This is a genomic window from Priestia sp. SB1 (assembly GCF_038898415.1).
The window spans coordinates 777,684-791,136 of sequence record NZ_JBBJSS010000003.1 but is presented as its reverse complement, the minus strand read 5'-3'; the positions used below and the strand labels follow the sequence as shown (position 1 = coordinate 791,136).

The 13,453-nt window shown below is 37.0% G+C and carries 19 protein-coding genes; 8 read left to right on the top strand and 11 right to left on the bottom strand.

The window, feature by feature from the left end; genetic code table 11:
* The first annotated feature begins 121 nt into the window (after positions 1-121).
* Entirely contained in the window at positions 122-634 is a 513-nt protein-coding gene (locus WKH56_RS14530) for a CotO family spore coat protein (protein ID WP_033578056.1), read from the top strand.
* 77 nt (positions 635-711) lie between these two features.
* Positions 712-1,047, top strand: coding sequence for a DUF1360 domain-containing protein (locus WKH56_RS14525; protein ID WP_048022000.1), 336 nt, complete (start codon positions 712-714; stop codon positions 1,045-1,047).
* A gap of 47 nt (positions 1,048-1,094) precedes the next feature.
* Here the strand turns inward: WKH56_RS14525 and WKH56_RS14520 are convergent, their stop codons facing one another.
* On the bottom strand, positions 1,095-1,928 hold the full coding sequence (locus WKH56_RS14520; RefSeq protein WP_033578058.1) for a hypothetical protein: 834 nt from the start codon (positions 1,926-1,928) through the stop codon (positions 1,095-1,097).
* Between the two features lie 139 nt (positions 1,929-2,067).
* The gene (locus WKH56_RS14515) at positions 2,068-2,805 is read right to left on the bottom strand and encodes a BMQ_0737 family morphogenetic spore coat protein (protein ID WP_028412344.1); all 738 of its coding nucleotides are present in this window, start codon (positions 2,803-2,805) and stop codon (positions 2,068-2,070) included.
* Positions 2,806-3,066: 261 nt separating this feature from the next.
* Here WKH56_RS14515 and WKH56_RS14510 point away from each other — a divergent pair, with 261 nt between their 5' ends.
* From WKH56_RS14510 to spoVIF, 4 genes are all read left to right on the top strand, one after another.
* Positions 3,067-3,453, top strand: a complete 387-nt coding sequence (locus WKH56_RS14510) for a hypothetical protein (protein ID WP_028412343.1) — start codon at positions 3,067-3,069, stop codon at positions 3,451-3,453.
* Between the two features lie 305 nt (positions 3,454-3,758).
* Positions 3,759-3,938 (top strand): hypothetical protein, encoded by a 180-nt coding sequence (locus tag WKH56_RS14505; protein WP_014461555.1) that lies wholly within the window; start codon positions 3,759-3,761, stop codon positions 3,936-3,938.
* Positions 3,939-4,025: 87 nt separating this feature from the next.
* The gene (locus WKH56_RS14500) at positions 4,026-4,148 is read left to right on the top strand and encodes a YjcZ family sporulation protein (RefSeq protein ID WP_013055448.1); all 123 of its coding nucleotides are present in this window, start codon (positions 4,026-4,028) and stop codon (positions 4,146-4,148) included.
* A 133-nt stretch (positions 4,149-4,281) separates the two neighbouring features.
* Positions 4,282-4,539 (top strand): sporulation-specific transcription regulator SpoVIF, encoded by a 258-nt coding sequence (gene spoVIF / locus WKH56_RS14495; RefSeq protein ID WP_013055449.1) that lies wholly within the window; start codon positions 4,282-4,284, stop codon positions 4,537-4,539.
* Positions 4,540-4,586: 47 nt separating this feature from the next.
* Here the strand turns inward: spoVIF and WKH56_RS14490 are convergent, their stop codons facing one another.
* Positions 4,587-5,375 (bottom strand): M48 family metallopeptidase, encoded by a 789-nt coding sequence (locus WKH56_RS14490; protein ID WP_310884198.1) that lies wholly within the window; start codon positions 5,373-5,375, stop codon positions 4,587-4,589.
* Between the two features lie 265 nt (positions 5,376-5,640).
* A complete protein-coding gene (locus WKH56_RS14485) occupies positions 5,641-7,959 on the bottom strand; it encodes an ATP-dependent helicase (RefSeq protein ID WP_048022002.1) in 2,319 nt (772 codons plus the stop codon).
* 377 nt (positions 7,960-8,336) lie between these two features.
* Between WKH56_RS14485 and WKH56_RS14480 the strand changes: the two genes are divergently transcribed.
* The gene (locus WKH56_RS14480) at positions 8,337-8,588 is read left to right on the top strand and encodes a hypothetical protein (RefSeq protein ID WP_033578061.1); all 252 of its coding nucleotides are present in this window, start codon (positions 8,337-8,339) and stop codon (positions 8,586-8,588) included.
* A 75-nt stretch (positions 8,589-8,663) separates the two neighbouring features.
* Here WKH56_RS14480 and WKH56_RS14475 read toward each other — a convergent pair whose 3' ends face one another.
* From WKH56_RS14475 to WKH56_RS14450, 6 genes are all read right to left on the bottom strand, one after another.
* Complete coding sequence (locus WKH56_RS14475; RefSeq protein ID WP_028412339.1) at positions 8,664-9,341, bottom strand: DUF421 domain-containing protein; 678 nt, start codon at positions 9,339-9,341, stop codon at positions 8,664-8,666.
* 89 nt (positions 9,342-9,430) lie between these two features.
* Positions 9,431-9,865, bottom strand: coding sequence for a GNAT family N-acetyltransferase (locus tag WKH56_RS14470; RefSeq protein WP_048022004.1), 435 nt, complete (start codon positions 9,863-9,865; stop codon positions 9,431-9,433).
* A gap of 5 nt (positions 9,866-9,870) precedes the next feature.
* Positions 9,871-10,383 (bottom strand): YjcG family protein, encoded by a 513-nt coding sequence (locus WKH56_RS14465; protein WP_013055455.1) that lies wholly within the window; start codon positions 10,381-10,383, stop codon positions 9,871-9,873.
* Positions 10,384-10,465: 82 nt separating this feature from the next.
* Positions 10,466-11,191 (bottom strand): alpha/beta hydrolase, encoded by a 726-nt coding sequence (locus tag WKH56_RS14460; protein ID WP_028412337.1) that lies wholly within the window; start codon positions 11,189-11,191, stop codon positions 10,466-10,468.
* A gap of 71 nt (positions 11,192-11,262) precedes the next feature.
* A complete protein-coding gene (locus WKH56_RS14455) occupies positions 11,263-11,529 on the bottom strand; it encodes a hypothetical protein (RefSeq protein WP_080968680.1) in 267 nt (88 codons plus the stop codon).
* A gap of 94 nt (positions 11,530-11,623) precedes the next feature.
* The gene (locus WKH56_RS14450; protein WP_048020037.1) at positions 11,624-12,010 is read right to left on the bottom strand and encodes a hypothetical protein; all 387 of its coding nucleotides are present in this window, start codon (positions 12,008-12,010) and stop codon (positions 11,624-11,626) included.
* A gap of 172 nt (positions 12,011-12,182) precedes the next feature.
* Between WKH56_RS14450 and WKH56_RS14445 the strand changes: the two genes are divergently transcribed.
* Positions 12,183-12,719 (top strand): phosphatidylglycerophosphatase A family protein, encoded by a 537-nt coding sequence (locus WKH56_RS14445; RefSeq protein WP_028412335.1) that lies wholly within the window; start codon positions 12,183-12,185, stop codon positions 12,717-12,719.
* A 125-nt stretch (positions 12,720-12,844) separates the two neighbouring features.
* On the opposite strand, the gene WKH56_RS14440 is transcribed toward WKH56_RS14445, so the two are convergent.
* Positions 12,845-13,324: a GNAT family N-acetyltransferase gene (locus WKH56_RS14440; protein ID WP_028412334.1), complete on the bottom strand. Its 480-nt coding sequence runs from the start codon at positions 13,322-13,324 to the stop codon at positions 12,845-12,847.
* Between the last annotated feature and the right edge of the window lie 129 nt (positions 13,325-13,453).

Sequence of the window (13,453 nt, the reverse complement as noted above, 5' to 3'; positions counted from 1 at the left end):
ATAAAAAAGTATAGTGCTGCTTTTATTTCTAAAAAGGCTGCCGCAAAAAAATAAACAAGTTTTTCCGTGTGCAAGCATACATTTTTAAAAGAACGATAACAAGCAATTGGAGGTATGCTTCATGACTAACTCAAAATCTAAGTCAGAAGAAAATGAGCCGCTAATGTACATTGTCCAGCCAAACGCTACGCAAAACCAGCGTTCTATGCAATATTATTTTAGTTCAAAACAGCAAGACAATAAAGGAATAGAGAAAGAGCACGTGTTAAAAGAAGAGCCCAGCTTTTCTTCTATTCAAGAAGTCAAAGAGCCTGACGTAGAAAAAGTGGAAGAGATTAAGAATGAAAAAAAGGAAGAGCGTTCAATTGTTCCCGTGGATATACCGCAATCAGAGAATAAAAAGCCAAATAAAATGTTTCAGTCTATGACGATTAAAGAAAAAGTTGAATTTCTATGCAGCTTCCCGCCTCATATGTCTCAGCCAATTTGTGAAATTACGTGCCAAAATCAAAAATATATAGGAACAATTTTAGAATTAAAAGAAGGAAGTTTATACGTAAGCGTTCCTCCTAATAAAGAGAAAACAGTATTGACATTTCATGATATTCAAACCATATCTATCGTTAAAATTTAAGTAATTTTAAAAGCTAACAGTGAAAAAGCACGTTAGCTTTTATTTTCATAAGTTTGTGAATGTACGGAGGAATGAAGATGACATGGATTTATCTAACGCTATTTATCTTTGCAACGTTTCGACTTACTCGTCTAATTGTTTTTGATAAAATTACGGCTTTTATTCGGAAGCCGTTTCACAAAATTGTAGAAGATCAAGATGAACAAGGAAATACGGTAACGTACCTGGAGATAAAAGGGAAGGGGCTGCAAAGGTGGATTGGAGAACTGCTCAGCTGCTATTGGTGTACAGGCATATGGTGTGCAGTAGGAATTTATTTTAGTTATGTAGCGGTCCCGCACATTGCTATTCCTGTTATTACAATCTTAGCTATTGCAGGGTGTGCAGGAATTATAGAATCTTTTATGAAATAAATGGACGAGTTAAAAGACATATTGATCGTCAATATGTCTTTTAATGATTAAGGGAAATTTAGCACAACTTTATTTAAAAAAGGAATACCTTCCTGCCACTCTTCACTATAGAAAAAGCCTTCTAGGATAAATGAAGTTGTATCAGTGGAGAGAGGAATGACTACTTGAAAAGAGTCAAATAGTAATTTGCCTTTGGGCTTTAATACTGTTTGCTTAATGGGTTTAATCCAATATTCACCGTCATTTTGAATTTTTTCGTTCCATTTTGGATGAGCGTAGCGCCATTCTAAAGAAGAAGAGGGGACACTAGAAGCTTCAATATCTTTTTCATCAATGATCTTCCCGCTTAACATAGCAGAAGCAGTAGGCTTCATTTTTAAGCAAAGTGTTGGAGAGTATAAAGTACTGCTCGTTTGATTTTGAATAATTACGTTGCCGAACATCATCAGCTCGCTTTCATCTTGTTCTGGCAGCAGTATGGAATGTTGGAAGAAACAGAGGATATCGCTTTTTTCGAACCTTTCTATGGGTTTTTCTACAATCTTTTCAATTACTTTCTCCACGATTTTTTCTTCAATAACGGGCTGTTTCCTTGAAGCTTTTTCTCGAAACGCTTCGGCAATAATTTTTTGTTCGGAAAGCTCGTTTCTCAGTAAATCCAGTTCTTTTTCTAATTCTTCAATTTCTACTTCTTTTTCAGATGTAGAAAGCGTCTCAGCGTGTTTCTTTTTCCAAAACGATGTATTTTCTTTTTCTCGCTCTAAAGCTCGTTCATAGCTTTTCAGTTGGTTTTGCACGTTTCGAATTTCTGATTTATAGTGTATGAGCTTTTGTTTTAATTGAGTTAGATCATCTTTAGGGGAAGGGGAGTTACGACTCATCTAGTAGTCTCCTTTCCTGCTGAGCTATAAATTAATCTGGTCGTTAGAGCTGCCCATAGCAGTTTTATTTATATGTATGCAGAAAGCGCGTAAAGGATGAAAAAAGAGGAGAAATATTCTCCTCTGGCTTTTTATCTTGTTAATCAAATTCGTGATGGTCGAAGCCTGACTCTACATCGTCTCCATCAAAATCATCGTGATGTGGTCTTCCAGGGAAAATAGCATCACATTGAGGTGGATATTCAATAGGTGAGCAGCTGCTTGTAGAAATGATTTCAGGGCGAGGGTAGCAGAAGCTTCCTTCTACTTCAACTTTAACATCTTTTTCAATTTGAACACTTAGGCATAACATAAGATCAAAGCTTAATTGCTGTAAGTGACAATCTGATAATCTGAGAGAACCGTCAGTTCCTTCAAAAGATTCAAGGTGGACAACAGGTTCTGTTCCTTCCGGGGCGCATAAATAGAATGTTTGATGTATTTTCCAAGGAATAACGCTAGATTCAACCTCATCGTGTTTGTGATGTCCATTCAATTCAATTAACTTAACTCGGTAAAAGCCGCTAATTGATAATTTTACTTCATGAAGAACGACAACTTCTCCATCTGGTAACACAATTTTTTTAGGTCTGCGACCACCGTGCGGCACAAGCTCAATCACGTTATCAAGTGCGTCTTCATCTGAAGGATCTACAGGGTGACCTTCACTATCTGTTAAAACAATTTCCACTTCTACGTCATGGCCTAAATCTTTAAGTGCTTCTTCTTCAAATAATGAAGTGTCGTTCGTAAAGATTTGTGGTAAAACAACTTGACGTCTAACCCAGTCGTACACTTTAGGTACGCGGATACATAATGATTCAAAAAGTTCTGCCATTTTTAAACCTCCTAATTTTAATTGTCCTTCCTTTACGCTTTTCGTTACTAGGTATCGGACTACTATAGTGTATGAATGACCTGCTTTTATGTTCCTTAGTAAAAGCGGAATTTATCGGAATAAATCCTAGTTGGAGCGAGCATAAAAAATGAAGGAAATAATAAACTCAATTACAGCATATTCATGTTAATAAAAAGTGTTATTCATCTTTAACTGATTTTTTAGAAGCTGTGGGTTATTTATAATGGAGGAGTGAAGGGCATGAGCGAGGAAAAAACAAAACAATATATTGCTTCATTGAAGTCGGAGTTGGCTTTTTATAAAGAAGAATATCAAAAATTCAAGCACCAAGAATTTGAATATGAAGATATGAAGGAAGAGTTATTGGAATTACAGCAAAAGCATGAAGAAGAAAAAAAGAAGCTAGAGGAAAAAATAGATTGGCTTAAAGCATGCGTCAATGAACAAAAATCAAAAACCGAACAGTCTATTGTACAGTACAATCATCAAGCTCAAGGGACAATTCAAGAACTGCAAAATCGGCTGCGTGAAGTGACAGAGCAAAAGGGAGGAGAAAGACCGAGAGTGAGGAAACAAAAAAACAGCACGGATTTATTTTTGTCCCTGCAGCGCAAAATGGACAAATAAGATAGAACGTCTTTCTTTAGTCCTGAATATAATGTTATAGATAGGATGCTGTGAAAAGGAGGGAAACATGATGTATTATCATTATAATTATAATCCTAATCAATACCCTCAGCCCCTGCCTTATCATCCACAACCAATGACAAAACAATCGGTGAAGAAAGGGCATGCCATTCCTAAGCCAGTCCAGTACCCTTCTCCAAAACAAGGTGGTTGCGGCTGCGGTTCAAAGTTACCAAAGCGATAAGCAATAGAAGCATTGTCACTCGGACAATGCTTTTTTACATGGAGTGGAGAGAGGTGTAGAGATGCCAGATTTTTTTGATGAATTTGAACGGTTTTTTGAACAGCATATGATGGGAGAACATCGAAAGAGAATGAAAGAAGTAGAAAAAGCAGAAAATCAGATGGAACAGCAAGAGAGGAAACTGCAGCAAAATGTAAAAAGACTTGATGAGCAAGATGCTGAAGATCCGTTTGGACAATGAAATTTAATGTACACAGTTGAAAAGCCCATACAAAATCATATTATTGAACATACAGTATAGAGAGTAAAACAGAGGGGGTGTAATATTATGGGCTGCGGATTTGGCTACGGTGGTTGTGGTTACGGTGGTGGCTACGGCGGTGGTTTTGCGTTAATCGTTGTATTATTCATTCTATTAATTATTGTTGGTTGTGTTTGTTTTTACAATTAATCCCTTCTATGAATAAGGCACCGAAAAGTGCGGGTGAAGTTTCACTCGCACTTTATTTTTTTATTAAATGTAAAGGGCACCATCTAGGCACATGGTGCATACGATGAAGTATAAATAAAGGAGGTCATGCAAAATGGATAATAATATGTTTAAAAATATAGAAAAGAAAACAGGCGTTAATATGAAGGATATTTTTGAACTTGCGAATTCTGTACAAAATGCTAATTTTAAAGATGAGCAAACGGTGCGTAATATTGTGAAGCGAGTAGCACAAATTGCGAATAAGCCAATTTCAAAACAAAAAGAAGAACAAATTGTTAAGGCGATTGCAAACAATAATCAATCCATTGATTTTGCGACCATCGCTAAAATGCTAAATGAGAAAAAATAATTTAATATTTTTATATAAAGCCCTGAGGTGTCAGGGCTTTTTTCCATTTAGGCAATTTCATTTGTTTGAAATGCGTTAGAATCAAGATCAAACAGTTCGGGATGCTGTGCTAAGTAATTAATTTCTTTAATACGATGAGCGATAGGAGGGTGAGTTGAAGTAGCTTGATTCAACCACATAAAAAAACCTTTTTCCTGTGAGTGCGTATGAACAAATTCTTCCTGATTTACTTTTTTATTTAGACAATGACCAACCGCAAGTATAGTTAGTGCTTGAGTGGCAGCTTTTGCATCACCAATCGCAACGGAAGCTGTGCGATCACATGTATATTCACAGGCCCTAGAGTAAGCTTTTCCTAAAAAAGGAACCCAAAGAGCAGGTAGAATAAGTGAGTGGTAGAGTGTGTGCTTACGTTTGATATGAACTAATTCGTGGGCAATGATAAAAGAAAGTTCTTTTTCTTGATTATCTTCAATCATTTCAACAATGTCGGAGTATAAAACGACAAAGTGACGTCCAAAAAAACGTGTAGCAAACGCGTTTAATAAGCCGCCTGATTGAACAATATAAATATCGGGCAGCTCTAAATCCAGCTCTGAAGATAAATGTTTTGCCTGATGATAAGTGTGCGGGAACTGCTTCTCTGTCAATCTAACTCCATTATTGCGAATTTGAGCAATAGAGAAACCGTGTAGCATAAATGTAATGAAAAAACCGATTGCAATGTAGAGAATGCCGACGAGTGAAATAATTAAAAACAAATAGGTTAATAAGCTGATAACCATACACAAAATGAAAAAAATCTTTTCATTTTCATGAATAAGCTTTGCGTTCAATAATGGAACCTCCTAAAATATAGTAATGCAGTACATAACGTAGTGTAACGCATCTACTTATGAATATCTACCTCTTAGTGGAATGTTTGGTTAATAATAGAGGTTGAAACATAGCGAAATCAATCCAATCAACAGCTAGAAGCAACTAAATATATTAACTCTACATGTACATGACAATAAAAAGTACGAACGGTTAATCAATAATTTTGATTAACCGTTCGTACTTCAATTTGACTAAAATACTTTTGTCCCAGCCTTTTTTGCTTTATACTTTTTTTATAAAAGACTTCAGAAATCTTGAAGGATAAGCGGTTTTACCTCTTCTAGTTTGCGGAACAGATAAGTAAAGTGAATTCTGTGCACGCGTCATGGCTACATATAAAAGGCGGCGTTCTTCTTGAAGCGGCACATCATCTCCGCCTCGATAAGCTTCGAGTGCATAATCATGAGGCAATCCTCCGTCTACGCTGCTCAGTACGTATACATGCTTATATTCAAGACCCTTTGCTCGGTGAATGGTGGTTAGCTGAATACTTTCATTAAATTGCTTGCTTAAAGCTTTCATCTCTGTGTTCATGGCAATCATATGATCCACATGCTCTAACAGTTCAGGTACGGTTTTGAATTTACGTGCTACAACTTTTAAATCCCGCACGTCATCCGAACCTTTTTCCATCATATTTCCTTCATTTCCGCGTTTTTTGACAAAATCATCGAATCCCATATCTTTAGAAATCGTCTCAAGTGCCAAAGAAGGAGACATTGATTTTAGCGACTTGAATAAAGGAATTACTTTCTTGAGCTTTTTTTGCTGAAACGGTTTTAAATCTTGAAGATATTCAAGCGCATCAATAAATGTACCGTCATGAAGAATACTTGCTGCTTTTAAGTCATTGACTGCTGTTTTCTTTAAAAAGAGTGCGTTCACTAAATCTTGTAGCGAACTTGCGTCATTTGGATTCACGCTCAAGCGTAGAAATGAAAGTAAACTTCGAACCATTCTTCTTTTATAAAACGAATCCGCATCTTGTTCGATTGAAAATGGCAGGTTTGACTGCGATAAACGTTCAAAGATGGCGCGTGAAGAAGCGTGAGTTCGGTACAAGACCGCGAAGTCAGTTGGAGAAGCTCCTTGCTTAATCTTTTCTTTCATATCCGTTACAATCATTGTTGCTTCTTCTTCTTCGTCGTATGGAAAGAAGAAGGTAGGTCTCAACTCATTATCAAACTGGGCAGCCATTTCTTTTTGTCGGCGCGCTGTATTTCGTGCAATCACTTTATTAGCGGAAGAAACGATGGCGTGAGCTGAACGATAATTTTGGTTTAACGTAATAACAGTTGTATGAGCAAAATCTTTTTCAAAGTTTAAGATGAACGAAGGGTCGCTTCCGCGGAAAGCGTAAATTGATTGATCATCATCTCCTACGACACACAAGTTTTTAGAGTCTTCACTTAGCATTTTCATAATTTTATATTGAACTTTATTGATATCTTGAAATTCGTCAATTAAAAAATAGCGAAATCTTTTTTGATAACGAGTTAGCAAATCGGGATTTTGTTTTAGCATTTCATAACATCCATACAGCATGTCATCAAAATCGAATAGCTGTTTTTGCTTTTTGACTTCTTCATAGCGACGATATAAAAAGTGCACATCTTGTTCCCATTTGTCTTTTGGGCGAACATCTTTCACGCCAACAAGCGTGTTTTTCCAATAGCCGATTTGCTGAAGTGCCTGGTCAAACGGGAAATCTTTTTCATCCACGTGGAGCTCTCTTGCTGCTTCTTTCACGATCTGTTCTTTTTGCCAATCCCATTTCAGCAGGCGATCCATTTGCCACGCTTGAGGGTTGTGATGAACAATCATACGTAAGAAAATGCTGTGAAAAGTTCCAACTAGCATTTGACGAAGATGTAAGCCGGACATCTTTGGATATGTAGCCAATCGTTCTTTCATTTCTTTAGCTGATTTAGCCGTGAAAGTCACCAGCATAATGGATTTTGGATCAATTTGTTTTTCTTGTATCATATATGCGGTGCGAGCTGTTAACACACGCGTTTTTCCGCTTCCTGCACCGGCTAGAATAAGAAGAGGTCCTTCTGAATGTGTAACAGCTTTCCATTGGTTCGAATCTAATTCAATACCGCTCTCTTTAAACTCATTTAAATAAGGAGAGTCAGAGTGTTTAGGAACAGGTGGTTTTGAGCGAAAAGCAGGAATACTTGAAAAAGGCGCGGAAGACCTCCATGTCGCTTTCTCTTTTACAGTTGAATTTTTCTCACCAATAGCTCGTCCTTTAGGAATACGAAATCCATTGGTTTCTCTGTATTCAGCCGGAGTTTCTTTTATTTGTTGTACAGCTGTTGTTTCTGATAGTGTGTCTGAACACTCTTCTCTTTCATGAGGAACTTGAGCATGATAAAAGTAAGGAGAATGTTCAATCCCCAGATATAATTTAACTGGTTCTCCGCAGTGAGCACATGTTATTTCTCCTCGGAGACTAGCTTCATATAAATATTGAAATCGGTCTCTAGCCGTTATAGCAAGATTAAGTATCTGTTTTTGATAAAGTGCACGTTGCAAAAAACATGGCCTCCTTTGTAAAACATGAACAATCAATAGTAAATAAGAGGGAGTTAAAGCAAGAAGCCGCTCTTGTTCTACATCGATATAGATGTGTATATACGCACAGTTTTTATTCTATAATCAAAGTCTATCATATCAAAATCATCTTTTTTTAAAAAGAGTACGGATATTTTTGGAGGGATACGATGTAAAAAAGGGTATATATTGAGTAAGAGATCACATATGTTCAAAAAAAGGCGGTATAGATACAAAGTGCTATCTGTTTTGAACAAGTCTAGAAGAGGGCGTAAGTGAGCTGTTTCAATGTCGATACTTCTTGCGAAAAATACTGAGGTCTGGGAGTAGAAGGTATCTTGAAAAAGAGGAGGGTTCATATGGGATATATACTGCCCGTCACACCTTATCAATCTATTCAATATGCAAATCGCCTTCAAAAAAATAATGCTTCTTTTTCAAATCGTATTTGGCCTGTCCAGAAAAAAAGCTTTGACGAAGAGTTTGAATCGCGTTCTCACTCATTGGAATTGACGCCAAGTTCCGTACAAAAGCGAAAAAAGCTTCAAGCAGCAGAGCGTGTATACAGCAAGCTAACAAATAAGGGCCTAGTGATTAATACACGGGTATAATAGAAAAAATCGTGAACGCAGCAGAATGAATGCGATCACGATTTTTAACAAAGCAATGAACAAGTAAAAAACACCTTAGTAAGATTCAATAAAAAGTGTACGGCCCTGCTGCCATTCAGCATAAAGCACCTGTTTATAATCGGTAAATCCCTGTTTTTTTAACTGTTTCTTTAGCCAGTCTTCATCAAAGCCTGACTGAATTAAGTTTTTCAAAAGCAAACGTCCATCACTGACGAAGGCGATAGATAAAACAGGTTCAGAAGGAGGCAGCTGCAGATCGCTTCTTGTTGGCTTAGCATAATCAGATTTTGGCAATACGCTTAGCGAGCCATCTGTTTCTAAAATCGCATATTCAACTTCACGAATGGAAAATATGTCTTTTGAACGCAGCATATGAAGAAGTTGATCGATATCTAATCGATTTTTGCTAAGTTCTTTGTACGAAATTTTCCCTTTTCGAATAATAATAGATGGCCGTCCTTCTAGAAACAAGCGCAGGCGAATATTTTTTTGAGTAATAACTTCGGTGACATAAATAAGCGCTCCCCAAAAGATAACAGCAAATAAAATTTTGCCTATGCCTACTTCTGAGTCATATAACGCATTTCCTACTAACTCTCCTAGTACAAGAGCAGAGATAAAATCAAAAGTGGTAAGCTGAGTGATCGTCGCTCTGCCTAAAAATTTAGTTAAGATAAACAAGCAGATAAATCCAATAAAGAGTTCTAGTGCAATTCCGATAAGTTCATCCATATTTTCACCTAATTCACATGATTAGGTATTAGTATAAGCAAAGCAAAGGTTCTTATCCTTTAAAAAAGCAAAAACACCAGGTTCAATTCCTAGTGTTTTTTACTTAGTTTCTTTACCATCTCTACATGTGGAATTCCAGCATCCATAAATTCACCTGAAACCGTTACGTAGCCTAGCTTTTTATAAAATCCTTCCGCATGCGTTTGAGCATGCAGCTTAACCTTTTCAATCTCATGCTCTGCTGCGATCTCTTCTAACTTATCCATCAAAAGCTTTCCTACACCGTCTTTTCGATAAGAAGAAAGAACGCAGATTCGTTCAGCTTTTCCATAGTCCTCTACCATACGGAAGCGTCCTGCCCCAATTGGTGTAGTTCCTTTGTATACAACTAAATGCAGGGCTTCGGAATCGTATTCATCGATTTCTTGCTCTACATCAACCTGCTGTTCTTCTACAAATACTTTTTGACGTACGAAGTAAGCATCAGAAGGATCTTGTTTGTTCGTTAGTACTTTGATGTTCACGTATCTTATCCCTTTCCAAGACGAAATGTTTCAAACACAGTCCATGTTTCATTTTCAAGCTGGTACATTAAATGAAAGCGATCAACTGTTTCTTCATGAGCGACATCTACAAGCTTCAACTGGCTATACACATCTAAGTGCTCATCATCTGAAAGTCGTTGACCAATTGTAATATGTGGAATAAATGAATACTCAGTTGGCTGTTCGAGATTGCCTTCATGAAGTTTATTGTAAAGTGACGTCAGTTCTGGCTTTTGTTCCACTTTTAAGTAAATAACGTTATTGGCTGGTGAAAATGAGCTTACTTTCGTTACATTTAATGTAAATGGATTTGTTTCTTCGGCAATTTTACGCAAATTAGCCGCAATTTCATCAATTTGGTCTTCTGTAGCTTCAAAGACTTCTTTTAATGTAAGATGAGGCGGAATTAATGAATAGTGAGAATCATAGCGCTTTCGATAAGAATTCGCTACATCTTGCAATTTTTTAGATGGAAAAAGTACAACGCCAAATTTCATAAAAAATCCCTCCAAAGTAAGATCATAAAATATGTATAAAGCGAGCTTATTATAACAAATTTTCAAAAAATATGATATCTTTCTACTTCAACATATATTGAAGCGACCGCTTTACGTCTTTTTGCCAGTATTTCCACGTATGATTTCCATTAAATTCTTCGTAGAAAACAGAATATCCACGCTGCTTCATTTGTTCGTGCAACAGGCGGTTAGGCTCAATAAAGTTCAATATACCGTCTTGTGTTGTTTTGACATCCGTTTCTTCCGTTCCAATAACATGATACAAATCCAGAAGTGAAGGAGAAGCAAATGAGTTGACCGTTTGTAATACAGCATCGTTCACGAAAGGAGAATGCATAATTACTTTCCCGAACGTGTGAGGATACGCAATGGCCGTCAGCAGTGAAACTGTAGCAGCAAGCGAATCACCAATTAGAACACGAGATTTTCCCATTTGATATGTAGGATATGTTTTATCCAAAAATGGCACAAGTTCATGTGCTAAAAAGCGAATGTAAGCATCTACCTGCTTTCCTTCTGGATGATACTTATCGCGTCTGTCTTCCACGCTTTTATATGGAATTCCAACAAAAATAGTACGATCGATTTCTGACTCGTTCATTAAATCATCGATTAAACGAGGTGTACGTCCGTACATAACATAATCTTTTCCGTCTTGGGCGATAAGTAGAGAATACTTATAGAGCGTAGAATAGTTTGACGGCAAATAGACTAGTAACGTGACATCTTCTTGCAGTGCGTCACTATAAAAAGAAATTTCTTCTAACTTCCGCTTACTTTCTGACATGAATAATCGACTCCTATGCATTTGAATGAAAGCGTTACCTTTATTGTAACACATTTTCTGAAAATCGTTCTTTATTTTATTGTAACGAATTTTTTAGCGAATGACGAGAAAGAGGCATGCGTTGCTAAAAAAAGAGGTTGGGACGTAACGAAATGAATTTCATCCAAACATGAACAATCTGGATATATAATCTGGGCAGCTTGCTCGGCCGCAGTTGATTTCCGTGCAAGACTCCGCTTTCCGCGGGCGGCCGGTGAGCCTCCTCGTCGCTTGTGCTCCTGCGGGGTCTCACCTGTTCCGCTGTTTCCGAAGGAGTCTTCGACTTGCCCTCCAATCAACTGCTAGAAGGAATGAAACAGATAAAACCTGCGTCCACTTTAACAAAAAAACGAATCATCAATCAAACAGCTTGATTGATGATTCGTTTTTTTGTTAATCTAATTTTTTCATCTTTTTAAACATATCTTTTTCTGCTTGAGTGGCTTTTTTTAGCGGTTTTTTCGTATATTCCTCTTCTTTTTCATCAATCGAAACCAATTCTGTGTCATTTTTTACATAACTTCGGATATTGCGAGCACCGAAATAGCCGTTTACATCTTTCAAAATAGGCTTGTTTTCTTTTTGATCATAAAGAGTATATGAATTCTCTTCTTTAACGATAGCATAGTGATTTCCTGCGAGCAGAGCCACAGCTTCTTTTTCGCTTTTTCCAAAAGTAGACATGAGAAACAGAACGATTAAGATGATAAAGAAAAGGGCTGTTGCGCCAATGAAAAATAATAATAAGCCTCTGCTAAATTTACTTTGTTTTTCTTCCACAGTAGACAAACCTCCTGATTCGATAATTTTATTATAGCAAGTAAATGTAATGAGCGCCTAAAGAGATATGTGACGAGTTTATGAACTCAGGCGGATGAACAAAAAAGGTTTTTAGCGGCTCTCATCGAATTTAGTATAAAGAGAGACAACAACTTGAAAAGGAGAGAGAGACATGACAGCGAAAAAAATCCCAACGAGCAAAGAAGTAGCAAAGGCAACATTTAATTTGCTGGAAGAGCGTGGCGTAACAGTTTTGGATATTGCTGAAATTGTGTATGATTTACAGCTTCCTTATCATCCAGCTCTAACCATTCAGGAATGCGCTGAAAGCGTAGAGAGAGTACTGCAAAAGCGAGAAATTCAGCATGCCCTTCTAGTTGGAATCGAACTTGATAAGTTAGCTGAGCAAAATAAATTATCAGAACCTCTTCAAAGTATTGTAGAACAAGACGAAGGGTTGTTTGGCGTTGACGAAACGATTGCTTTAGGTGCCGTTTTAACCTATGGCAGTATCGCTGTTACGACCTTTGGCTATTTAGATAAAGTAAAAGTAGGTATTATTGAAAAGCTGGACTGTAAAAAAGAAAAAGGAGTTAATACCTTTTTAGATGATTTGGTAGCGAGCGTAGCTTCTAGTGCGGCAAGTCGTTTGGCTCACCGTCAGCGTGATGAACAAGAACAGCTGCAAGAAGGCAATCCGGCTACGTAATAAACTTCTTTTAGTATGTATATAAGCTGCGTAAATTAACGCGTTAAAATGATTTAGTCTTTTATTTGAATAACGGAGGCTAGGCACGTAGGAGATACGTGCCTAGCCTCCGTTAATGGAACGATTTATGGCTGTAGTGAAGTAGTCATAAGATAGCTTAAGTTTTCCAGTCCAAGACTTTCATAAAAAGCACGTGCTTTTTCGTTAAATGCCCATACGGTAAGCTGGAGGTCATTTGCTCCTTTTTGTACAGCCCACTGTTTCGTAGCAGAAAAAAGACCTTTTCCTACCCCATAATTTTGAAAGCCTTTTTTTACACCAAAATATTGGATGTATGCTGTGTAGGAAAGCGGAGCTAACGTGGTGGGAGGGTTATATTTTAATTCAACAACAGACGCTCCAATAATTTGATTTCGATATTGAGCTACAAGAATATCAATGGTTGCATAATAAAGGGTAGCTTGATATTGTTCTGGAGATAAAACAGCCATTTGATTATCAAACATAGAAGGAAGCGCATTTGCGTGGAGTTCTAGTGATTCCCCTAATATTTTATTTACTTCTGTATAATCATCTAGTTTTGCAGTGCGATAGATAATATCCATACACACTTCACCTACTTTTTAAAAGTTGTGCTTTATCATATGTAGCAACTTAGAAAATGTTAAATGAGAATGAAAACCTGAAAATTTTAAGTGAAGAACCGCACTAAACAGAGCATATATTTTATGCTC

Bases quoted from the DNA above. Each gene is read 5' to 3' on its own strand.
- WKH56_RS14530 (WP_033578056.1), top strand. From the start codon at position 122: ATGACTAACTCAAAATCTAAGTCAGAAGAAAATGAGCCGCTAATGTAC.
- WKH56_RS14525 (WP_048022000.1), top strand. From the start codon at position 712: ATGACATGGATTTATCTAACGCTATTTATCTTTGCAACGTTTCGACTT.
- WKH56_RS14520 (WP_033578058.1), bottom strand. From the start codon at position 1,928: ATGAGTCGTAACTCCCCTTCCCCTAAAGATGATCTAACTCAATTAAAA.
- WKH56_RS14515 (WP_028412344.1), bottom strand. From the start codon at position 2,805: ATGGCAGAACTTTTTGAATCATTATGTATCCGCGTACCTAAAGTGTAC.
- WKH56_RS14510 (WP_028412343.1), top strand. From the start codon at position 3,067: ATGAGCGAGGAAAAAACAAAACAATATATTGCTTCATTGAAGTCGGAG.
- WKH56_RS14505 (WP_014461555.1), top strand. From the start codon at position 3,759: ATGCCAGATTTTTTTGATGAATTTGAACGGTTTTTTGAACAGCATATG.
- WKH56_RS14500 (WP_013055448.1), top strand. From the start codon at position 4,026: ATGGGCTGCGGATTTGGCTACGGTGGTTGTGGTTACGGTGGTGGCTAC.
- spoVIF (WP_013055449.1), top strand. From the start codon at position 4,282: ATGGATAATAATATGTTTAAAAATATAGAAAAGAAAACAGGCGTTAAT.
- WKH56_RS14480 (WP_033578061.1), top strand. From the start codon at position 8,337: ATGGGATATATACTGCCCGTCACACCTTATCAATCTATTCAATATGCA.
- WKH56_RS14475 (WP_028412339.1), bottom strand. From the start codon at position 9,341: ATGGATGAACTTATCGGAATTGCACTAGAACTCTTTATTGGATTTATC.
- WKH56_RS14465 (WP_013055455.1), bottom strand. From the start codon at position 10,383: ATGAAATTTGGCGTTGTACTTTTTCCATCTAAAAAATTGCAAGATGTA.
- WKH56_RS14460 (WP_028412337.1), bottom strand. From the start codon at position 11,191: ATGTCAGAAAGTAAGCGGAAGTTAGAAGAAATTTCTTTTTATAGTGAC.
- WKH56_RS14445 (WP_028412335.1), top strand. From the start codon at position 12,183: ATGACAGCGAAAAAAATCCCAACGAGCAAAGAAGTAGCAAAGGCAACA.
- WKH56_RS14440 (WP_028412334.1), bottom strand. From the start codon at position 13,324: ATGGATATTATCTATCGCACTGCAAAACTAGATGATTATACAGAAGTA.